We start from the raw sequence: 23358 nt of genomic DNA, 5'->3' as shown, positions 1-23358 counted from the left end.
CGAATGAATCCAAAGGTTTCAATCATTATGGCAACATTTAATAGAGCGAATTTTATTTTAGAAACTTTGGACTCTATTAAGAAACAATTATTCCTCCAATGGGAATGTCTTATTATTGATGATGGTAGTACAGATGAAAGCTTTAAGATTGTAAAAAACTATATAAGTAATGACAATAGATTTATCTTAAAAAAAAGACCTAAGGAATATTCTAAAGGATTGTCGGGTGCGAGAAATTATGGCATTGAATGCGCTAAAGGAGATTTTATTATATTTTTTGATGATGATGATTTAATTCCACAGAACAACCTTTCAACCTGTGTAAATTATATGACAAAATATAATATTGACTTTTGTAGATATGATAAAAAACCTTTTCGAAATTCACCTGTAGAAATAAAAGTAAAGAAGGAAAGCAAAAATGATATTTGTTTTTTTAATAAAGGAGATATATGGAAAATGATAACAGGATCGGTACCTTTTGCTTCCTGTACTGTAATGTGGAAAAAGGAATGTTTCGATAGGGAAAAGTTTAATGAGGAATTAATGTATGCAGAAGAATGGGAATGCTATTGTAGAATTCTTTTACATGGGTTTAAAGGTATTTCAATTAGCGAAGTTTTATATTATAACAGAAAGCATAAAGGATCAAACACAGATCAATTTTTTGCAAAGGATCCATTAATTCTTAAATCCCATAGGAAAGCTATATTTTTGGTTATTGATCATTTAAAGAGCAAAAATATTTTTGGAGAAGAAATAAAAAAATTCTTTGTACGAAAAGCAGTTGAACTAAATGATAAAAAATTGATGATTAAAACATTAAATGCCTCCAAAACAGGGCGTTTAGAAAAACTTAAATATGTTGTTGGATTAAATTTGATGCCTATTTTAAAACATATATTCTATTTAAAAGGTCAATTAAAAAGGGTTTGAAGTTTCTACTTTGTTTTGGTACGCGTCCTGAAGCCATAAAAATGGCTCCTATTTATGTTGAATTAAAAAAGAGAAACATTCCTTGTCAGGTATGTGTGACGGCTCAACACCGAAGCATGCTTGATCAGGTCTTAGAATATTTTAAAATAGTACCCGATTATGATTTAGGTTTGATGGAAGTCGACCAATCCCTAAATAAGTTAAGTTCTAAAATTTTAAGTGAGTTTGATGAAATATTAAAAATTGTATTACCTGATATTGTGCTTGTTCATGGTGATACAACTACTTCTGCATTAGCTGCTTTAGCATCCTTTCATCGCCAAATAAAAGTTGGCCATATAGAAGCAGGATTACGCACATTTAAAAAGGATTCTCCATTTCCGGAAGAATTAAACCGTCAGTTGACGGCAAGAATAGCAGATTTTCATTTTGCACCATCGGTTATTGCACAAGAAAACTTGCTTAAGGAAAATGTTTGTAAAGATCTAATACTTATTTCTGGAAATACCATTGTAGATGCTATCCAAATGGCGTTTCGAAAAAATCAAAACATATACCCCGAACAGATAGGATTGGAAAAGGAGGTATTCAGGGCTAATCTAGTATTGGTGACGCTTCATCGAAGAGAAAATCTCGGTAAGGGATTAGAAGAAATATGTGAGGCGATAAAAGAAATTGCCAAAGAGGATGTTCAAATTATTTTTCCTGTTCATCTAAATCCAAATGTGAGAAGAATTGTGTATGAAATACTAGGAGAAATTAAAAATCTTCATTTGGTGGAGCCGGTACCATATATAATGATGCTTCATTTAATAAAAAACTCTAAATTGATAATATCTGATTCGGGAGGTATTCAGGAAGAAGCAATAGTATTAAAAAAACCTGTAATTGTTACAAGAAAATATACTGAAAGAGTGGAAGGAGTAGAAGCTGGTTATTGTTTTTTAACCGGTTCTAACAAAAACGAAATAATATTGAAAGCAAAGGAAATATTAAAAAAACCTTTCATTTATAACGAATTAAAAAATCCCTATGGAAATGGAAATTCCGCTTCCAAAATTATTGACTTCTTAATATCTAAAATTTGAAATCGAAAGAGATCAAAATACTAGCTGTTGTAGAATCTATAGATGTAAATGATAGTAGTGGGTCAAAAGCAAATGTTGCTCTTATTCAAAATCTTAATAAACTAGGTTATAATATATTAATTTGTCATTACTCCAGAAAGGAAATACAAATTGAAAATATTAAGTGTATTGCTTTAGCAGAGAACCGCAATAGTCTTTTATTTTTTATGAGTCGTGCAGAGCGCTATTTGCGCACCTACTTGAATATTAGATTGAATATATATATTGATAAGATTTACGGCTTTTCTTTTACTCTGCTCAATGACAGAAATAGCATTATAAACGGACTGAGAAAAATCGATAATTTTTCTCCTGATTTAATCCTAACACTAAGCAAAGGAGGGAGCTTTAGACCTCACCATGCCTTGTTAAAGTTACCAGAATTTCATGATCGCTGGCTTGCCTATTTTCATGATCCCTATCCAATGCATCTATATCCTCCACCTTATGCCTGGGTAGAAGCAGGCTATTATAAAAAATGGAAATTTGTGAAGAAGGTTTCAGAATCTGCAAATTTCTTTGGCTTTCCTAGTCTTCTTCTAAGGGACTGGATGGGAAGTTATTTCCAGAATTTTCTATCTAGATCTTTTATTATTCCACATCAAATAGTTGATATAAAGACTAACGAAAATTTAATTTTACCTGAATATTTCAATCCCGATAACTTTAATTTATTGCATGCAGGGACCTTATTAAAGCAAAGAGATCCTAAAAGACTCATACAAGCATTTATAAATTTTTTGGAAATGACTCCCGAAGCTAAAGAAAAAGCAAGGTTAATATTCGTGGGTCCAAGTTTTTACAAAAAACAATTAAGTCAATACTCTAAAAATATTATTATTGATGACTATTTAGATTTTAAAGTTGTATTCGGGATGCAATCAAAGGCAAGCGCTAATATTATTCTAGAAGCTAATGCCCAAATTAGTCCTTTCTTACCCGGTAAATTTCCACATTGTATTCAAGCTAACCGGCCAATTATGTTGATTGGTCCAAAATTAAGCGAGAGTCGCAGGCTATTAGGCGAAGACTATTCCTTTTGGTCAGAAAATATGGAGGTAGATGAGATTACCAAATTAATTAATAAGTTATACAATAATTGGAACAAAAATGAAGTGACTTTATTAAATAGGGAGGATTTGAGAGAGTATCTATCGGAAACTTATCTAAATGAAACTATTCAGCAAATTTTGAGAGAATGATAATTATAAATCAACCTGAAATCCTTGAGAGGGGTAATAGTTGCATTCTAGAATCTATTATTGAAATAAATGGAGAAAAGAGGTCAATGTGGTTCAAAACTCCAATGGAGTACAAGGAATATTTAGTTACCGAAAATGTTGATGGATTTTTAGTGGGATTGCTTTTTAAAGCTTTGCAAACAAATTCCAACATTAAATTAAAAGCTCCTGTCTCTGCTAATCTTATTTATTCTCTTAATCATTATTTAATACCTGCATTAGTATTATCTAATCCTACCTTTAAAAAAATACGGATTTTAACCAACGAGATAAACAATTCAAATTTAAATATTAAACCTTTTGCCGCAACGGGAATGTCTTGCGGAGTAGATTCATTGGCGACTTATTATGATCACATTAAGGAAGAGGAACCGTTTAAAATTACTCATTTTACTTTTTTTAATGTCGGCTCTCACTTAGATTTCGGTGGAAAAAAATCAAGAAAAATTTTTAATGAAAGGTTGAAAAGAATTTCATTATTTTCTCAAAAGGAAAATAAAAAATTGATTTCTGTCGATTCAAATCTCAGCGAAATTTTACAAATGAATTTTCAGCAAACTCATTCTTTAAGAAGTGCTTCTAGCGTGTTAATCTTACAGAAACTAATTAAAAATTATTACTACTCTTCCGCATATAGATTTGATTTTTTCAAATTGAACCATAAAGATACTAGTGATTCAGATATATTGAACTTGAATATGTTATCTACAGAATCTACTCGCTTTTTTTCTTCAGTTGCTCAGTTTTCTAGAATTGAAAGAACCTTGTTAATATCTAATTACCCAGAAACTTACAATTTTTTAGATGTTTGTGTAAATCATAGAAGTGATAAAGAATTTATTAATTGTTCCACATGTTATAAATGTTTAAGAACGCAATTAACATTAGATTTTGCAGGTTATCTCTCCCGCTACGAAAAGGTGTTTGATCTGAAAAAATACCAGAAAAACAAGAATGATTATTTAGCATTGCTCTATGCAAAGAAAAATAAAAGTAAGTTAGATATAGAACTAATAAATTTTTTAAATGAAAAAGGGTTAAAATTATCTGTAATGATCTACATATTAATGATAAAGTATCATTCTTTAAATAATGTCAAAAGACTCAAAAATTTTTTTGGTCGATAACGTATTATTTTATGATAACAATAATTTATAGTAATCGAGATCGAGATTATGACCGTATACGTTTCACAATAGAATCTCTATGTAATCAAACCGATAAAAGGTTCAAAGTTATTTTTGTTGATTACGGTAGCCATGAGGACTTAGTTATCAAATTGAAAAAATTATTTAAAAAATATACTTTTATAGAGTCATATTTCTTGCCTGTGAAACACCTTTTATGGAATAAAAGTAAGGCACTAAATTATGGTATTCTTCAGTGCAAAACTTCATTTATATTTATTGCCGATGTTGATCACATATTTCATCCAAAATGGATTGAGAATTTAAATAATATCAAAGATCCTGATTATTTTTTTCTTTTTGAATTAGGATATTTATCTCAAAAAGAGTCACTTAAAATTAACAAGGAATATAAATTTGAAAATTTTTCAGTTTCAAATTTCGGAAAAGTTAATGGAATGATCTTAGCACCAAAAAGAGCATATATTGATGTTAATGGATTTGATGAATTTTTTCACTTTTATGGTGGGGAGGACGTAGATCTCTTTGCAAGGTTAAAAAATGCTGGTTTTAAAAAACAGAGATTTCCTAAAAAATTAGTTTACCATAACTGGCACAAAAGTTTTGCAGGATCTGAAGATAAGTTAATGACTCGAAAACCCAGAGTAAAAAATATTATGCGTTTAAATCAACGGCATTTTCTTACTAATAAAGTTTTTAAAAGGGTTCGACCGTTACGTCAATTAAGAATTGATGAAAATGATTATATGAAAGAGGTAGGAAACCTTAAGAATCCCGATCATAAGTATTCGATTCTGAATATCCAGGCTCATGTAGAACATTTTTTAAATGAAGAACTAAAATCAGTTACTGGTGTTGTTCATGCCAAATTTGAAATTGATCCTTTTTACCAAAGTTATAAACATCAATTAAAAAGGCTTTTAGGGAAGCAAACACAGCCCTATATATCATTGAAGAAAGTTAATGATCTAATATTAAAAAAAATTGTTTTTGATTACAGGGATAGTAATTATTCATTTGATATTTCCGATGATTTTAATAGTATTAATTTTAGAATAGAACTTTAAATGAGTGATAGGATAGAAATTATTGCCGAAATAGGTCAGGCCCATGAAGGCAGTTTGGGAACAGCCCTTTCCTATATAGATGCATTGTCTGATGCTGGGGTAGATGCCGTTAAATTTCAGGTGCATATTGCCGAAGCAGAAAGCAGCATATATGAACCTTTCCGGATAAAATTCACTCACCAGGATGAAACTCGAATTGACTACTGGAAACGGATGGAATTTACCCTAGAACAATGGAAGATCCTGAAGTTGAGATGCGAGGAAAAGGGGGTTGAATTTCTTGCCTCCCCGTTCAGCAATGCTGCGGTAGATCTTTTGGAGAAATTGGGAGTTAAGAGATATAAGGTAGGTTCGGGTGAGGTAAACAATTTACTTTTGCTGGAAAAGATTGCCCAGACCGGGAAACCGGTCATACTTTCCTCAGGGTTGAGCTCTTTTAAAGAACTAGATAGTACAGTAGATTTTTTAAAAGAGAGAAACATAAATATTTCCATACTACAATGTACCACCTCGTATCCTACTCAACCTGAAAATTACGGGCTGAATGTAATCAAAGAGTTAAAGAATCGTTACAATCTTAAAACTGGATATTCCGACCATTCTGCAAAAACAGAAACATGTATAGCGGCGACTGCTCTTGGAGCTGAGATACTTGAATTTCATGCCGTTTTCAGCCGGAAGAGTTTTGGACCCGATGCCTCCTCGTCTTTAGAGATTGAAGAAATAAAAGAACTGGTAAAGGCCGTAAGAAATATCTCCGAGGCTCTTGAAAACCCAGTGGATAAAAGTGATAATTCCAGGTTTGCAGATCTAAAAGGAATCTTTGAAAAGTCTCTGGCAGTGAATAAGGACCTGCCGAAAGGACACATTTTAAAATTTGAAGACCTGGAAGCTAAAAAGCCAAAAAATAAAGGAGTTTCTGCAGAAGATTTTCAAAATTTGATTGGGAAGCGATTGAAGTCTGACATTAAAAAATGGGACTTTATTACAAAGGATAATTTTTAAATTTTTACTTTGTTTGATATTAATTAATTCATGCCTAAAAGAAAAATCTGCGTTGTAATTACCGCTCGACCCTCATATAGCAGGATTAAAACAGCCTTGAAAGCAATTAAGAATCATCCTGAGCTAGAGCTTCAATTGGTTATCGCCGGTTCGGCTTTATTAGATCGTTATGGAAATGCAGCAGATTTCATAATAAACGATGGTTTTGAAGTCGCTGCAAAGGTTTATATGGTTTTGGAAGGAGAAAATCCAACTACTATGGCGAAGACTACGGGTTTAGGATTAATGGAACTTACCAATGTTTTTTATAATCTTCAACCAGATGCCGTAATAAGTATAGCCGATCGTTTTGAGACAATTGCCACTTCCATAGCTGCTGCCTACCAGAATATTCCTCTGGTGCATATTCAGGGAGGTGAGGTTACAGGAAGTATAGATGAAAAGGTAAGGCATGCCAACACTAAACTTGCTGATCTCCATCTAGTGTCTAACGAAGATGCCCGGGAAAGGGTTATTAAACTTGGAGAAGATCCGGAAATGGTTATCAATACTGGTTGTCCCTCGATAGATCTTGCCAGAGAAATGGAAAAAGAAACTTCTCTTAACTTCAATCCCATGGAAAAATATGGAGGAGTTGGTAATGAGATAAGTTGGAATGACGGTTATATTGTGGTCATGCAACATCCGGTAACTACAGAATATTCTAAATCACGTGAACAGATCATGGAAACCTTGTATGCTGTAAGAGATTCGGGTTTACCCGCCTTTTGGTTTTGGCCAAATGTTGATGCGGGATCTGATGGTACTTCAAACGGCATTAGAACTTTTAGAGAAAAGGAAAAGCCTGAAAACATTCATTTTTTTAAAAATATGGATGGCCTCGATTTTCTAAGATTAATGAAGAATTCGAAAATGCTTATTGGGAATTCCAGCGCAGGAATAAGAGAATGTAGCTATCTGGGAGTACCAGTTTTAAATATAGGAAACCGTCAGCAAAGAAGGCTTCGAGGCGAAAATGTTACTGATGTTGGTTACAACAGGTTTGAAATATTAAATGCAATCAAAGAACTCGAAGGAAATGGTAGATTTAATAAATCTAACCTGTATGGTGACGGTGAATCCGGGAAACGAATTGCAGAAATTCTTGCCAAAGTTGAGTTGAGATCTTCAAAAACAATTAGTTACTAATAATGCTTGCAGTTGCTAATTTTCACTATATCAGGAAAGATTTTGATTCCGATTATCCAAGTATTTTCGGGTTGACCCCGAGGCAGTTCGAGAATCAGCTGAAGGTATTATCGAAACACGGAAAATTTATCTCACAGGCTGAGCTTTTAGATCTGGAAAAACATTCTATAGAAGATAATTTATTGCTTATCACCTTCGATGACGGTCTGAAAGAACAATTTGAGCTGGCAAAACCTATTCTGGATAGAATGGGAATACCTTTTATATGCTTTATTAACACTTCTAATTTTACGGAGAAAAAAGTTTCTCTGGTGCATAAAATTCATCTTCTTCGTTCCAGAATAGATCCTATGGAACTGGAAGAAGGAATTTCAAAAAATTATTCTTTTCAATTAAATGAGAAAGAAAGGAATAAGGCCCATATTCATTATAATTATGATCCACCTGCAGTTGCCAGATTGAAGTATTTGCTCAATTTCAAAATTGATATTAGCGATCTTAAACAAATTATAGAGCCTTTATTTAATGAAAATTTCAATGAACTTAGGATGGCTAAGGATTTATATATGGAATTGGACCAGCTAAAAGATCTATGGAACGGAGGGAGTCTCGGGTCCCATGGCCATAATCATGATCCCTTAGGTTTGATAGAAATAGAAGATATAGAGAAGGATCTAAAGAATACACAGAATTTCTTTATTTCTAACTTTGGGGAGCAGGCCAGCTTGTTTAGTTATCCTTATGGATCCTACGATGCCTGCACAGGACTTTCGAAAGCATTGGAGAAAGTCGGTGTTAAGGTAGCATTTACCATGGAAAGAGCGGTAAATTATCATATATCGGAGAATCCATTTTTGGTGGCGAGGTATGACTGTAATGACCTTCCTGGGGGAAAAGCAGATTTATTTAAAGGAAAAGGTCTTTTCGAAAACTGCGTATTTGCAAAATGGCACACCTATGAGAACAGTACTTTTAACCAGTAATAGTCTCAGGCACAAGTATATCTCCCAATGCCTGGCAAGCGGCACCGATCTTCAATTAATTATTACCGAAGAAAAGTCGGCTACCATAGAAAATACTGAAGAACTAAATGAAACCGATGCCAGGTTTATAAAAAATCATTTTAAATCCCGATCTGCATCCGAAGAAAAATTCTTTGGAAATATGGGATTTCCAGAGGATATACTCCAGATAAAACTTCAGTATAAAGAAGTCAACACTGAGCTCACATTAGAATTGTTAAAGGAAAATGACCCGGATATCATAGTTTTATTTGGCACCTCGATAATTAAAGATTTCATTTTAAAGGCTTTTCCAAATAAGGTCATTAATCTTCATCTAGGTCTATCTCCTTATTATAAAGGCTCGGCAACTAATCTATTCCCGCTTTTGTATGGACAGCCACAATGTTTAGGTGCGACCATTCACTTAGCAGAAAAGAAGGTTGATTCGGGTAAAATATTGCATCAGCTTAGGCCCAATCTTTCCAAGGATGATAACCTTCATGATGCCGGTAATAAGGTTATAAAAAGAGCAGGAACACAGTTACCCGAAATTTTAAAATTATATTTTCGGGGAAAGATTATTCCGATAAAACAGAAGACTAGCGGTAAAATTTACAGGAATAGTGATCTTACTACCGATAAACTGCGCAATATTTATGATAATATTGAAAAGGGGGAATTTTCAAAATATCTTATGGATAAAGAGCAGATCGATAAGAAATATCCTATAATTTCAAATTTGAAACGATGAGAATCTTAGGTTTAATAACGGCAAGAGGCGGTAGTAAAGGGATACCTGGAAAGAATATAAAAATACTCGGAAGCATTCCTTTGATTAATTATACTATAGCCTCAGCTAAAGAATCAAAGCTTCTATCGAAAATGGTTCTAAGCTCAGATGATGAGGAGATCATGAAAATATCCTGGCAACAGGGAGTTGAAGTGCCCTTTAAAAGACCGGGAGAACTGGCCGAGGATAATACACCGAGTTTGAAGGTTATCCAGCACGCATTGGATTTCTATAAAGCAAAAAATGAAAATTTTGATGCCATTTGCCTATTACAGCCTACGACTCCTTTTAGAAGAAATGGACTTATCGATGAGGCGATCAGGAAATTTATTTCGGGCAATTATGATTCGCTAATTAGTGTAAGGGAAATTCCGGCTGATTTTAATCCACACTGGGCCTTTGAAGATCATGATGGGATATTAAGAATAGCTACCGGGGAAAAAACTCCGATTCCGAGAAGGCAGGAACTTCCTAAGGCTTACCATAGGGATGGAGCTATTTATATTACTGCCACCAGGCAAATAATGGAAGAGAATTCCTTACTTGGAGAAAACATTGGCTTTATTAATACCATGGGAGATGATTATGTAAATATAGATACCATAAGTGATTGGGAGAGGGCCGAGGAAATAATAAAAACTCGTAATTAATGTGCGGTATAGCTGGAATAGTTGGGCCTGAGATTAAAAAAAGTGATTTGGATCTAATGTTAACTTCAATGGCCCATCGCGGATCAGATGCGAGAGGAGTATATCATGACAAGGGTTTTGCGATAATTGGACATAACAGACTCTCTATAATAGATATATCCCATGAAGCAGATCAGCCTTTTAGTGATCCAACAGGTCGGTACCATTTGAGTTTTAATGGTGAAATATATAACTATACCGAACTAAGAAATGAAATCGGTTTAAGCTATACTTTTAAAACTTCTTCAGATACAGAAGTTTTATTAGCCGCTTATTTAGTTTACGGCAAGAATTGTCTGGAAAAGTTTAGAGGAATGTTTTCTTTCATGATCTGGGATAATAAAGAAAAATCTTTATTTGCTGCACGTGATCGTTTTGGGGTGAAACCATTTTTTTACAGTAATACTAATGATTTTATTTTCGCTAGTGAGATCAAGGCGATAAAAAGAATAAAAGGATCAACACAAAATGTAAGGCAATGGGCCAATTATTTCTGCTATGGTTCCTATGGACTTCCGTCAGAAACCTTTTTTCAGGATATTCATCAATTACCTGCCGGCCATTATCTGCAATTTCAGGATGAAAGCTTACGAATAGAAAAATGGTATGATTTTCCTGAACGAATCTCTTTTTTAAAAAGGAGTTATTCTGAGGACGAAATAAAGCAGAAGTATCTTGAACTTTTAAAAGATTCAATAAAACTAAGGTTCAGGGCCGATGTACCTTTGGGATTTAATATTAGTGGTGGTGTGGATAGTTCACTATTGCTGACCTTAGTAAATAACTATCATAGTTCAGAAAAAATAAAAGCATTTACCTTTTTTACAGGTGATGAAAGATATGATGAGTTGCCCTGGATAAAAGAAATGATTTCCCAAACAGGAAATCCTCTTGAAAAAGTAAAACTTTCCTCTTATGAAGTTCCTGAATATGCCAGTTTAATAAGTGAAGTTCAGGATGAACCATTTGGAGGAATTCCCACACTCGCTTATGCCAAGATTTTTGAAAAAGCTAAAGATTCAGGAATTAAGGTTCTGCTTGATGGGCAGGGAATGGATGAACAATGGGCGGGATATGATTATTATAAAACAAAAGATAATTCCATAGTACAGGGAACCGGAAAGTCAGGTAGTTTTAAACCCCACGTTCTCGCAAAAGAGTTTAGGGCTCTTGCTTTAAAACCTAATTATCCCAGACCCTTCGAGTCCAGTTTGCAAAATTTACAATACCGTGATCTTTTTTATACAAAGCTTCCAAGGGCCTTACGGTTCAACGATCGTATATCCATGGCTTTTAGCACAGAGCTTAGAGAACCATTTCTGGATCACCTTCTGGTGGAATATGCTTTTGCCTTACCCGATGAAATGAAAATAAAAAACGGAGTGCATAAATACATGCTGAGAGAATTGACCGGCGAATTTGTCCCGTTTAAGATCGCAGAGGCTCCAAAAAGGGCCTTGCAAACTCCTCAAAGGGAGTGGCTTGGAGGAGAACTGAGAGAATATGTCGAGAGGAGACTATCCATTCTTCAAGAAAGTAAAGTAAGTGACTGGTTCGATTTTAAATCCATTTATAAGGAATGGGAGGATTATCAAAAAGGTGATAAACAGAATAGTTTTTACCTCTGGCAATGGATTAATGCGAGTCTTATATTTGAAAATAGCTGATATAATCTTTCAGTTTTCTATATTTGAAAGTCCTGTAAACCTATCCTGATTTGACACCAAAAAAACTCCTTGTAATTATTCCTGACGGAGTCGGTCTTCGAAATTTCGTCTACACTAATTTTCCTGACGAAGTAAAATCTGCAGGTTGGGAGTTGGTCTATTGGAACGCTACCGGGTTTAAGTTAGATGAATTGGGTTTTAAAGAGATTAGTTTAAAACCCAAACCCAGGGCCTGGACAGATCTTCTGAAACGGGCTAAGATCAATTTAGAGTTGGAATATTTTGAGAAAAAGTTCAATGAGCCTGTATATAAGAAATATAAGTTTTCTTCTTCTCAAAATGGTTTGAAAAATAAATTGAAAGGTCTTATAGTCAGTTTTTTAGCTAAAAAATATGAGGGAGAAAAAGGTCTGGATAAATTAAGAACGCTAATACAAAATTCTGAAAGGAAATCTGAATATTACAAGCACTGTATAGAGGTATTGAGTCAGGAAAAACCTGATGCTATTTTCTGTACAAATCAAAGGCCAGTGAATGCGATTTCACCAGTTTTAGCTGCCCAGGACTTAGGAATTCCTACTTCCTGCTTTATTTTTTCTTGGGATAACCTCCCCAAAGCTACCAAGGTGATAGATACAGATTATTACCTGGTGTGGAGTGAGCATATGAAGGACGAACTATTGCGATATTATCCCTATATAAATCTAGAACAGGTTAAGATAACCGGAACTCCTCAATTTGAAATTCATTATAAAAAATCCGTTGTTTTACCAAGAGAATCGTTTGTCTCAAAATATAACCTGGTTTCTTCCAGGGAATATCTTTGTTTTTCCGGAGATGATATCACCACCTCACCTCATGATGAGTGTTTTCTGAGGGATGTAGCCGAAGCAGTAAATCAATTAAATGAAAAAGGAGAAAATATCGGAATTATTTTTAGGCGCTGTCCTGTAGACTTTTCTGGCAGATACGATAAGGTTTTACAAGAGTTTAGTGAAATTATCGTTTCTATAGATCCAGACTGGACAGGCAATGGTGATTCCTGGAATCAGGCTATGCCAAAAAAGGACGACATGGCATTGCAAACAAATATTGCTGAACACTGTTTTATGGTTATTAATGTGGCCTCCTCAATGATTTTTGACTTTGCGACAAAAGGAAAACCTTGTGCATACCTCAATTATTTGTTAGAACTGAAAGATCAGAAAAAGGATATTAGGGAAATATATTCTTATATTCATTTTAAAACCATTCCTGAAAATGCCGTTTTTTGGATTAATAATAAAGAAGAGATAGGGGATATAATTCAACAGGCCCTGGAAGATACTAATAAAGAGAGGTTGGGTATGGCGATGAGTTGGTTTCAACAGATTAACTGTTGTGCAACAGAAGCCTCAAAAAATATAGTTCATCAATTAGACCAGATAAATTAGATGCATATTGCTTTTCTTACACCGGAATATCCCCATCAATTAACAGGGTCTTCTGGAGGTCTTGGTACTAGCATCAAAAATCTGGCTAGTTCTCTTTGTGAAAAAGGGGTTGAAGTAAGTGTAATACTTTATGGTCAGGAATCTGAAATGGAATTTGAAGATGCCGGGATCAGTTTTTACTTTTTGAGACAAAAAAGATATAAGATAGGAGGCTGGTTTTTTTATAGGAAATACATCAAGAAAAGCATTAATAATCTGATCAGAAAAAAAAATATAGATGTAATTGAAGCACCTGACTGGACTGGGATAACTGCATTAATTGATTTTAAATGTTCTTTAGTGATCCGTTTGCATGGAACAGATGCTTATTTCTGTGAGCTAGAGGGGCGTCAGCAAAAATGGAAGAACCGTATTTTCGAAAAAAAAGCTTTGGAAGCTGCTGATTTTTTGATTTCTGTAAGCCGGTTTACCGCTGAAAAAACCAACGAGATTTTTGGAATAAATCGGGAATATGAAATTATTCCCAATAGTATTGAGACGCGAAGTTTTGTTCCCTCAGATGTTGAAATCGTTCCTGGAAGAATACTTTATTTTGGTACTATAATTCGGAAAAAAGGGGTGCTTGAGCTGGCAGAAATTTTCAATAAGGTAATTATACAAAGACCTGAAAGTGATTTGGTACTTATTGGTAACGATGTCATAGATAATTTTGATAATAGATCAACTTTTGAGCTTTTTAAAAACCGACTTTCAAAACAGGCTGAGGAGAAAATGAATTATTTAGGTAAGGTGGAGTATGATAAAATTAAAGCATATATCCAGGAATCTGCAGTCGTGGTTTTACCTAGTTTTGCCGAGGCTTTGCCAATGACCTGGATTGAAGCTATGGCCCTGGAAAAAGCGCTAGTAACTTCTGATATTGGTTGGGCTGAAGAGGTGATGGTGGACGGTGAAACGGGTTTTACGGTCGATCCAAAGAATTACGATGCCTACGCTGATAGAATTATTAAACTGCTCGATGATGGGGAATTAAGGAGGAAAATGGGGAGTTCAGCCAGAAAACGGGTTATCGAGAATTTCGCTGCAGAAAAGGTAGTAGAGAAAAATATTGAGTTTTATAAATTGGTTATAGAAAAATCGAAGGCTCTTGATCTATCTAAAACATAAAAAGGGTAAGATCTTAAAATCTGTTTATAAAGATGGAGAAGAGATATCTGTTTCTGGTAAGGACCTAATTAAATCTTTCTGGGAATTGACTGAACGATATCCTGATGAGTTGATCCTATGGATAGATGATGAGGTCAGTATTAGCATAAGTGATAAATTGGAGGGAGTCTTTCACCATGATCTTATCATGGCTTCATATTCGGTAAGCAGCCAATATATCCCTGATGAAATTGGATATATTGATCAATTGCCGTTTATAAATCCCAAAAATGGTGTGCTATATCCTACCTGGAGAATGAGTACTGATGTGGGGGGGATCAAAGGCAGAGTTGCAAATCGATTCAAGTATTTGCTAGGTGATATTATAGATTTTGGTTATTTGATTAATTCAATTTCTAAATTAGGTCAGCAAAATTCGCTTTTTTGCTATTCTGCACCAGAACTGGTAATAGAACCAAATTCGGAAACCCTCAAGAAAGTTAATGGAAAAAAGGAATTATTTCGTTTTGTTGGTCAGCACTACAATAGAATACGGTTGTTAATACTATTTTTCTGTTTTATTAAATATGAGCATAAGTTTCTGTTCTGGTCTTTAGTTGCTGGCCTTATTCAGAAATCTTGGTTCAAGGAGGATATAAGACTTGAGAATATTGAAATTAAATCGCATATAAGTCAATTGAGGGAAAATTCTGTGGATGTGATAATCCCAACTATGGGAAGACCTAAGCATCTAGAAAACATATTGAATGATTTAAAAAATCAACGATTCCTGCCCTCCAAGGTAATAATCGTTGAGCAGGACCCAGAGGAAAACTCTAATACTCAACTGGGATTTATTAATGAGACCGACTGGCCGTTTCAGATAGTCCATCATTTTATACATAGGACAGGAGCTTGTAACGCACGAAATTTAGCAATGAGGAATATCGAGGCAAATCACATCTTTTTTGCCGATGATGATATTCGATTTTCCGAGGATCTTTTAATTAAGGCCGTTACGGAATTGAACAGACTCGGGATTGGTGCCCTGAATTTAAACTGTATTTTACCTGGGGATAAAACCGTTTTTACAAAGATCAAACAGTGGGGAGCTTTTGGCTCCGGAACTTCAGTAGTAAGATCTGAATATGCCTTGAAATGTAAATTTTCTGAATTATTCGAACACGGATTTGGTGAAGATCTTGATTTTGGACTTCAATTAAGGTCAAAAGGCTGCGACGTGATCTACCATCCTGAAATTACTACTATTCATTTAAAAGCCAAAGAAGGCGGCTTTCGTTCAGTTCCAAAAAACCAATGGATCAAAGAAGACTTAGAGCCCAAGCCATCGCCAACTATGATGATATTGGTTAGAAAATACTATTCTAAGCAAATGAAATTAGGATATAAAATAGAATTATTTCTGCGGTTTTATAGAAGACAGTCTATAAAAAAACCTTTAACTTATATTAGTAGTATGAAAAAAAGATGGCAATTAAGTGAGAAAATTTCTGGTGAATTGCTTAATAAAGATTCTACTTTAGAGACTTAAAAATGGAGGATTTACACGAAACTACAAACTTCAGTCTTATAGTCTGTACCTATTCCAGGGCAGACTCTGTTATACAACTGATGGATTCTGTAGCAACTCAAAGTCTGTATCCAAATGAAATCCTGATAATTGATGCTTCTGAAGATGACAGAACTGAAGGACTATTATCTACAAAAAACTATAAATCTCTATTATATTATAAAGTTGCTGAAAAAAATAAAGGCCTAACCAAACAACGTAATTTTGGAATAGGAAATGCTAATTTGTCTTCAGAAATAATTTGTTTTCTGGACGATGATATAGTTCTGGAGGAGGATTACTTTAAAAATCTGATGGGAACTTATAAGCTTAAGCCTGGTGCAGTTGCAGTGGGAGGTAGAATTGTAGAGAACGGAGTATGGAGGGAAACAACTGAAACCTATAAACCTGGTTATGATGAATTCGAAAAAGATGGCTATGTTAGAAAACTAGGAAGTCGAAATGTTCTACGTAAAAAACTTGGCCTATTATCAAATAAACCACCAGGTTTTATGCCAGAATTCTCTCATGGTTTTTCAACCGGTTTTCTACCACCAACAGGAAAAATTTATCCGGTCGAATTTTTTATGGGAGGGGTTTCATCATTTAGAAGGGAAATATTTGAAAAAGTAAAATTTTCAGAATATTTTGAAGGTTACGGTTTATATGAAGATATGGACTTTTGTTTAAGAGCATCTAAACTTGGAGAGCTCTATGTCAATACTTCTGCAAGGGTTTTTCATCTTCATCACGAATCGGGTAGACCTGATTACTTCAGGTATGGGAAAATGGTAGTTCAGAATGGATATTACGTTTGGAAACTGAAATATCCGGATGTAAAATTAAAGTCACAAATAAAATGGTATTTAATTACCATTCTTCTTACTGTTATAAGACTTAAAAATGGTTTATTTGATGGTGAAAAGATCGCGGTAAATGATTTCCAGGGAAGGATTAAAGCTCTACTTACTTTGAGGTCACGGAATTCAAAAATTTTTTAAATTTATTTATTCAGTTTGAAGGATCAAGCTTCTGTTAACGAAAGACAAAAAGATTTCTATAATAGCTTTAAGAAAAATAAGGCTACAAAGCTTTGGTATGCCTTAAGAAATAGTTTACTACGTGATATTAGAAAGAATATTGGAGCTGAAAGGCAAATCTATGATCTTCATAAAAAATGGATTGGGGATCTTTCTGGTCAGAAGGTTCTTGATCTGGGTTGTTTTGCAGGGAATTCTTTATCCTATTATCTCGCAGAAAACTCTAATTCGTATCTCGGAATAGATTTGAGCGAACCCGCCATTGAAAAATTAAACGCCCGATTAAGAAATTTTCCAAATGCAGAAGCTAAAACTTTAGATTTTTTATCCAAGGATTTCAAGGAAGGAGATTTTGACCTTATTTATGCCTACGGAGTTTTACATCATTTCAGGGATACAGATGAACTAATAAGTCGATTAAAAGAAAAACTTAAACCCGAAGGCAGAATAATTAGTTATGATCCTTTACAGACGAGCATACCAGTAAAAATCATACGAAGTGTTTACCGTCCTTTTCAATCAGATAAGGACTGGGAATGGCCATTTTCAAAGAAAGTCTTTAAAAAGTATTGTGATCATTTTGAAATTATAGACCGCAAGGCAATATTTGGTAAAACCAAATGGATATTCTTACTTAATCTTTTACCGGTTTCTGAGAAAAGAAAATTAAAAATCGGGAAAAAATGGCATGAAGAGGACTGGCTAAGATCGGGAAAGTCAGATAAACATTTGTTTAAGTGTATGCATCTTACAATGTTAATGCAAAATAAAACGGATTGACATGAGGTTTTCAATTTTCACCCATGCTGAACATAAGATCTATAGAGGAGATATTTATGCCTACGCTCCATATGTAAGAGAAATGAATTTTTGGATTTCGCATTTTGACGAAGTTGTAGTACTAGGTCCCGGGTCAGAATATAAAGTTGACAAAATAGATTTGAGGTATGAACATAAAAAAATTAAGCTACAACCTTTACCATTCCTTCATTTCAAAAATCTAAGGTATACTTTGAAAAGTATTACAAATTCGGTTTTAGTTGTTTCTAAGATCTTTTCGGAGATGCATACAACAGATCATATACATATCCGTTGCCCCGGTAATATCGGTTTTCTGGCTTGTCTTGTACAAATTTTTTTTCCCTTGAAGCAAAAAACTGTAAAATATGCAGGTAATTGGGATTTGGAAAGTAGACAACCTTTAAGTTATAAAATCCAGAAGTGGATATTATCTAACACCTTTCTTTCAAGAAATATTAAGGTCCTTATTTATGGAAAATGGAATAACTTGAACAATAATATTATTCCCTTTTTTACAGCAACTTATTCTGAAAAGGAAAAAGCTCATGTGAAAAAGAAATTCGAGATGCCCTATAAATTCCTTTTTGTAGGATCCATAGTTGATGGAAAAAGACCTTTATTAAGTTTGAAAATCGTGCATGGTTTGATTAAAAAAGGTGTTGACGCCAGGTTAGATATTTATGGAAAGGGCGAACGCGACGATCAATTATCGGAATATATATTAAAAAATGATCTGCAGGGAGTTGTGACCATGCATGGGAATCAAGATTCAGTAATTCTTAAAGAGGCATATAAGTCATCTCATTTCTCAATTTTACCTTCTAAAAGCGAAGGTTGGCCAAAGGCATTGGCAGAAGCGATGTTTTTTGGGTGTATTCCGATAGCTACCAGCGTTTCTTGTGTTCCCTGGATGTTAAACGACGAAAAAAGAGGTATTTTGATCGAGCCACAACTTGATTATGCAGTACCTAAGATTTCTGAATTTCTTGAGAATCCAGACCTTCTTGACTCAATGTCTTCTAGGGCAATGGAGTGGTCCCAACAATATAATATAGAAAAGTTCAAAGTTGAAATTCAAAAGCTTTTATGAGGATTCTTCAACTTATCGATACACTACATCCGGGAGGGGCTGAACGAGTTGCTTTGAATTATGCAAATTCTTTATTGAAATATGGAATGCAGTCCCATATTTGCGCAACAAGGGATAAAGGTATTCTGATAGACGAGATCCAGGTGGAAGCAAGGTTTCATTTTTTAGGTAAGAAAAATACCTTTGATTTATTGGCACTGAAAAAATTTCGAAATATAATTAGGGAAAATAAAATAGACGTAGTTCACGCCCATGGAACCTCTTGGTTTTTTGCTGTCTTATGTAAAATTTTGGGAGTGAAATTCAAATTGATCTGGCATGATCATTACGGACAGAGTGAATTTTTGAATAGACGAAACTTGCAATCTTTACGTTTTTTTTCGGCTTATTTTGATGGGATTATTTCGGTAAATAAAAAATTAAGAGACTGGGCGATAAACAAGCTGAAATTTAAAAATGTGATTTTCCTGAATAATTTTATAAAGATCAGGGAGGAATCAGATATAAGGCCTGTCAAACTCAAGGGTAATTCAGAAATTAAACTCATATGCGTTGCGAATTTGAGAGCACAAAAAGACCATCGAACTCTTTTAGAGGCTTTTCAGATCTTAACTAAAGATTATAATAGTATATCTCTGCATTTATTTGGTAAAGAATACAATGATCAATATTCAGAGGATATAAAAAATTTAATTGAGTCTTTGACATCAGTATATTGGTATGGGGAGCAGAAAGAAATTTATTCCTATCTATGTCAGGCTGATATAGGAATATTATCTTCAGTTTCAGAAGGTCTTCCTTTAGCTTTACTTGAATATGGAATGGCTAGGTTGGGAGTTGTTATTACTGATGTGGGGGAATGTAGACGGGTTATTGGCAAATACGGCATTTTGACCAATACCAGAAACCCGGTTGAATTAGCTAAAGCGGTTAATATCTATATACAAAATCCTTATAAATTAAGGGATTATTCTAATAACCTTCAAGCAAGAATAAAACACTTATATTCGGAAGAGTATGTAATTCCTGAATACCTTTCTTTCTGTCGCAATCTATGTTAAGTAGTGATAAAATAAATAATCAGTTTTATATCAAAATGTTATTGCTTCATTTTGGTTATGGATTTATTATTTATTTAATGCCTTCATTATCTAAATTGATCCTTTTAGGAATTATGGGTTCATTTATTTTTGTGATACTCGATCGCAAGAATAGAGGGAATGAGGCCTTAATGGCTGCCGCCTACATAGCCGGGGGAGAAGTATTTTTCAGGCAAACTAGTGCCGTGATATTTTATGAGACAGGGAAGTATGCGGTGATTATTTTTCTATTAATCGGGATGTTTTTTAAAGGTGCTAGTTCTAAAACGATTCCTTACTGGATTTATTTGTTAATACTATTCCCAGGGGTTATTGTGGCTTCAATGACAATTAGTTATGAGGCAGATTTCAGAAAACTTGTGGCATTTAATATTACTGGTCCAGTTTGTCTTGGAGTTTCCGCCTTGTATTGCTATTATAAAAAAATAAAAAAAGAAGATTTCCAACGGGTTTTATTGATGTTGTTAATGCCTCTAGTGGCACAAATGACCTACTTATATTTTTATACTCCCAGTATGAACGAGGTGCGCATTAGTTTAGCAGGAAACTATGCTGCAACAGGAGGATTTGGCCCGAACCAAATTTCAACCGTCTTAGGGTTAGGTTGCTTTTTAATTTGTACCCGTTTATTTACAATTCGTACTCGAATGATTAATCTCATAGATCTTATTCTTCTTATTTTAATGGGATATAGAGCAGTAATTACTTTTTCTAGGGGAGGGGTTGTAACTGCTATCTTGTGTACTTTGGCATTTCTTATATTTTTTTATTATAAACAAGATTCAGATAAAATGGAAGGCTCTAATCTTAGAATTATAGGAGTAATATCTATTTTTACCATAATCTGGATAATATCTTCAATGGAAACAGGTGGGTTAATTGGTAATCGTTATACCAATAAAAATGCCGCTGGAGAATTGAAAGAAGATATAACAACGGGTCGGGTAGAGTTAATAGAAACAGAATTAACAGCATTTTATCATAATCCAATAATTGGTATTGGTGTTGGTAAAGGAAGAGAATATAGAGAGGAACATCTAGGTGTGGGTATTAATACACATAATGAAATTAGTCGTTTGTTATCTGAACATGGAATTTTAGGTATTTTTGCTTTGGCAATACTTATTTTTGTTCCATTAGTATTTTGGTTTAAGTTTAAAAATAATTTTTATTTTCTGGCCTTCGTGGCCTTTTGGTTTATGACCATCAACCATTCGGCTATGAGAATAGCTCTTCCAGCATTTGTATATGGACTTGCATTATTATATATAGTAGATGAAAAAAAGAATCCTGTACATAGGCAACGACTTGCAGGTCAATAGTTTTACGGTTACCTATATTTCTTTTTTTAGTAAGATGCTGCGGAAAGAGGGGTATAAGGTAAAGACTGCTTCCACCCGCAATAATAAGGCCTTGCGCCTGGCAGAAATGCTTGGCCTAATCGCCAGGTTTAAGGATTCTACAGATATTGTACTCATAGATACCTACGGAGCGATGAATTTTTATTACGCCTACCTTGTTGGGAAGACCTGTCAGCTTTTTGGTCTGGAATATATACCTATCCTGCACGGAGGAAATCTTCCAAATCGCCTGGTGCATTCGGAAAAGCTGAGCAGGAGTCTTTTTGGTAATGCCAAAGCCAATATAGCTCCATCCAGGTTTTTGCATGATATTTTCCAGGCCCACGGTTTTGTAAATACCAGGATCATTCCGAACGCTATACGTACCGATAAATATCCATTTAATAAGCGCACGGAATTCCGGCCTAAGTTATTATGGGTTAGGCGCTTTCAGAAGCGATATAATCCCATGTTGGCGCTTAAGGTACTTCAGCTTTTAAAACAGACCTATCCCCAGGCCAGTTTATGTATGGTGGGTCCCGAGAAGGATGGTACCCAGGCCGCATGTAAAAAACTGGCCCGGAAGCACGATCTCGATGTGAGGTTTACCGGGAAGCTCAGAAAAAAACACTGGGCTGCACTCTCCAGGAACTATGATTTTTTTATAAATACCACCTCCATAGATAATACTCCGATTAGCGTAATTGAAGCCATGAGCCTGGGCCTGGCTATCATAAGCACCGATGTCGGTGGAATGCCAATGCTCATAGATGATGGCCATGATGGCATTCTGGTGCCTGAGGAGAATGATCAGGCCATGGTAAAAGAAATTTTAAAGATAATTGAAAATCCGGCCAAAGGTCAGCAGCTTTGCGAATATGCCCGGGAGAAAGTGGAGTCTTTTGACTGGGAGCAGATCAAGGATAAGTGGGAAAGCGTTCTTAATTAATGAGAAATATCCTTTATATAGGGAATAAATTAGTAAAGCACGGGTATACACCCACCAGTGCCGATACGCTGCCCCGAAAACTGGAACATGAAGGATTCTGTGTGACAGCCGTTTCCTCTATTAAAAACAGGGGTCTTAGGCTGATGCACATGCTGGGTAGTATTATTGCCCGGAAAAATGTTGATCTGGTAATAATAGATACCTACAGTACCTTGAATTACTGGTATGCAGTAATGGGAGCCGGTTTATGCCGGGTTTTATCTATTCCTTATATCATGATCCTGCATGGCGGGAATCTGGAAATGCGATTAGAAGGTTCTTCTAAAAAGATGCTTGCGTTATTTAGGAATGCGAAAGCTCTGGTGGTGCCATCAAGATTCCTTAAGGAAAAACTGGAGAAATTTCAATTTGAGAATCTTTTGACCATTCCTAATTCTATAGAAATTAACGATTATTCCTTTAAAAGAAGGACACAGGTATCTCCCAGGTTACTTTGGGTGCGAGCTTTTGATGAGATCTACAGGCCTGAACTGGCGATGGATGTTTTAGAATTGGTGCTAAAAGATTACCCGGAAGCAGATTTATGTATGGTTGGGCCAGATAAAGATGGCAGTTTACCCAGATTACAGAAATTAGGCTCGGAACAGCGATTACCGGTGGTCTTCGAAGGAAAATTGACTAAATCTGAATGGACGAGTCTCGCTGCAGACTACGATATATTCATAAATACAACCAGCATAGATAATACCCCCGTGAGTGTTATAGAAGCAATGGCTTTAGGCTTGCCCGTTGTATCCACCAATGTGGGAGGTTTACCTTATTTGATTGAACATGATCTTAATGGAATCCTGGTAGAGCCGGATAATGCCAGTGCTATGGCCGGGGCCATATTGAGCTTGATCAATAAACCAGAGCTTGCTCATAAAATAAGTCTGAATGCCAGAAAAATGGTTGAAAAGTTTGACTGGGAAAATGTTAAAACGGTTTGGTTAGAATTGCTTGCTGAAAAATGATATATTTACCCGGA

21 protein-coding genes are annotated in these 23358 nt (G+C 34.8%); all 21 read left to right on the top strand.

All coding sequences use genetic code 11. From position 1 onward, the window contains the following. Nucleotides 1-3 precede the first annotated feature (3 nt). The gene (locus FGM01_RS10395) at nt 4-936 is read left to right on the top strand and encodes a glycosyltransferase family 2 protein (protein ID WP_143411108.1); all 933 of its coding nucleotides are present in this window, start codon (nt 4-6) and stop codon (nt 934-936) included. Then, nucleotides 933-2024: a non-hydrolyzing UDP-N-acetylglucosamine 2-epimerase gene (wecB, locus tag FGM01_RS10390; protein WP_143411107.1), complete on the top strand. Its 1092-nt coding sequence runs from the start codon at nt 933-935 to the stop codon at nt 2022-2024. The genes FGM01_RS10395 and wecB overlap by 4 nt, the downstream gene beginning before the upstream one ends. Further along, nucleotides 2021-3265 carry a glycosyltransferase family protein gene (locus tag FGM01_RS10385; protein WP_143411106.1) on the top strand — a complete coding sequence of 415 codons (1245 nt, stop codon included), beginning with the start codon at nt 2021-2023 and terminating at the stop codon, nt 3263-3265. The genes wecB and FGM01_RS10385 overlap by 4 nt, the downstream gene beginning before the upstream one ends. Further along, nucleotides 3262-4431, top strand: coding sequence for a hypothetical protein (locus FGM01_RS10380; RefSeq protein ID WP_143411105.1), 1170 nt, complete (start codon nt 3262-3264; stop codon nt 4429-4431). The genes FGM01_RS10385 and FGM01_RS10380 overlap by 4 nt, the downstream gene beginning before the upstream one ends. Nucleotides 4432-4442: 11 nt before the next feature. Continuing rightward, entirely contained in the window at nt 4443-5519 is a 1077-nt protein-coding gene (locus tag FGM01_RS10375) for a glycosyltransferase family 2 protein (protein ID WP_143411104.1), read from the top strand. After that, the gene (locus FGM01_RS10370; RefSeq protein WP_166435214.1) at nt 5520-6524 is read left to right on the top strand and encodes an N-acetylneuraminate synthase family protein; all 1005 of its coding nucleotides are present in this window, start codon (nt 5520-5522) and stop codon (nt 6522-6524) included. It begins immediately after the preceding gene. A 30-nt stretch (nt 6525-6554) separates the two neighbouring features. Then, nucleotides 6555-7712, top strand: a complete 1158-nt coding sequence (gene neuC / locus FGM01_RS10365) for a UDP-N-acetylglucosamine 2-epimerase (protein WP_143411103.1) — start codon at nt 6555-6557, stop codon at nt 7710-7712. Nucleotides 7713-7714: 2 nt separating this feature from the next. Continuing rightward, a complete protein-coding gene (locus FGM01_RS10360; protein ID WP_143411102.1) occupies nt 7715-8695 on the top strand; it encodes a polysaccharide deacetylase family protein in 981 nt (326 codons plus the stop codon). Next, nucleotides 8670-9467: a formyltransferase family protein gene (locus FGM01_RS10355; RefSeq protein ID WP_166435213.1), complete on the top strand. Its 798-nt coding sequence runs from the start codon at nt 8670-8672 to the stop codon at nt 9465-9467. The genes FGM01_RS10360 and FGM01_RS10355 overlap by 26 nt, the downstream gene beginning before the upstream one ends. Continuing rightward, nucleotides 9464-10156: an acylneuraminate cytidylyltransferase family protein gene (locus tag FGM01_RS10350; RefSeq protein WP_143411100.1), complete on the top strand. Its 693-nt coding sequence runs from the start codon at nt 9464-9466 to the stop codon at nt 10154-10156. Before FGM01_RS10355 ends, FGM01_RS10350 begins: the two co-directional genes overlap by 4 nt. Continuing rightward, nucleotides 10156-11862: an asparagine synthase (glutamine-hydrolyzing) gene (gene asnB / locus FGM01_RS10345; protein ID WP_143411099.1), complete on the top strand. Its 1707-nt coding sequence runs from the start codon at nt 10156-10158 to the stop codon at nt 11860-11862. The genes FGM01_RS10350 and asnB overlap by 1 nt, the downstream gene beginning before the upstream one ends. 50 nt (nt 11863-11912) lie before the next feature. After that, nucleotides 11913-13295, top strand: coding sequence for a glycosyltransferase family protein (locus FGM01_RS10340; protein WP_143411098.1), 1383 nt, complete (start codon nt 11913-11915; stop codon nt 13293-13295). Beyond that, nucleotides 13296-14462 carry a glycosyltransferase family 4 protein gene (locus tag FGM01_RS10335; protein ID WP_143411097.1) on the top strand — a complete coding sequence of 389 codons (1167 nt, stop codon included), beginning with the start codon at nt 13296-13298 and terminating at the stop codon, nt 14460-14462. Then, a complete protein-coding gene (locus tag FGM01_RS10330) occupies nt 14443-15993 on the top strand; it encodes a glycosyltransferase family 2 protein (RefSeq protein WP_143411096.1) in 1551 nt (516 codons plus the stop codon). The genes FGM01_RS10335 and FGM01_RS10330 overlap by 20 nt, the downstream gene beginning before the upstream one ends. Before the next feature lie 2 nt (nt 15994-15995). Continuing rightward, a complete protein-coding gene (locus FGM01_RS10325) occupies nt 15996-17012 on the top strand; it encodes a glycosyltransferase family 2 protein (RefSeq protein ID WP_143411095.1) in 1017 nt (338 codons plus the stop codon). 15 nt (nt 17013-17027) lie between these two features. Continuing rightward, complete coding sequence (locus FGM01_RS10320) at nt 17028-17831, top strand: class I SAM-dependent methyltransferase (protein WP_143411094.1); 804 nt, start codon at nt 17028-17030, stop codon at nt 17829-17831. Between the two features lie 232 nt (nt 17832-18063). Continuing rightward, nucleotides 18064-18942: a glycosyltransferase gene (locus FGM01_RS10315; protein WP_243735791.1), complete on the top strand. Its 879-nt coding sequence runs from the start codon at nt 18064-18066 to the stop codon at nt 18940-18942. Continuing rightward, nucleotides 18939-20003, top strand: a complete 1065-nt coding sequence (locus FGM01_RS10310; RefSeq protein ID WP_143411092.1) for a glycosyltransferase — start codon at nt 18939-18941, stop codon at nt 20001-20003. Before FGM01_RS10315 ends, FGM01_RS10310 begins: the two co-directional genes overlap by 4 nt. Beyond that, complete coding sequence (locus FGM01_RS10305) at nt 19997-21364, top strand: O-antigen ligase family protein (protein WP_143411091.1); 1368 nt, start codon at nt 19997-19999, stop codon at nt 21362-21364. The genes FGM01_RS10310 and FGM01_RS10305 overlap by 7 nt, the downstream gene beginning before the upstream one ends. After that, nucleotides 21318-22331 carry a glycosyltransferase family 4 protein gene (locus FGM01_RS10300; RefSeq protein WP_143411090.1) on the top strand — a complete coding sequence of 338 codons (1014 nt, stop codon included), beginning with the start codon at nt 21318-21320 and terminating at the stop codon, nt 22329-22331. Before FGM01_RS10305 ends, FGM01_RS10300 begins: the two co-directional genes overlap by 47 nt. Further along, nucleotides 22331-23344, top strand: a complete 1014-nt coding sequence (locus FGM01_RS10295; protein ID WP_143411089.1) for a glycosyltransferase family 4 protein — start codon at nt 22331-22333, stop codon at nt 23342-23344. Before FGM01_RS10300 ends, FGM01_RS10295 begins: the two co-directional genes overlap by 1 nt. Nucleotides 23345-23358 lie beyond the last annotated feature (14 nt).

This window comes from Christiangramia sabulilitoris, from assembly GCF_007050985.1.
Taxonomy (GTDB): Bacteria; Bacteroidota; Bacteroidia; order Flavobacteriales; family Flavobacteriaceae; genus Christiangramia; species Christiangramia sabulilitoris.
The sequence above is the reverse complement of the archived record's forward strand: the minus strand, read 5'-3'. Positions and strand labels throughout refer to the sequence as shown.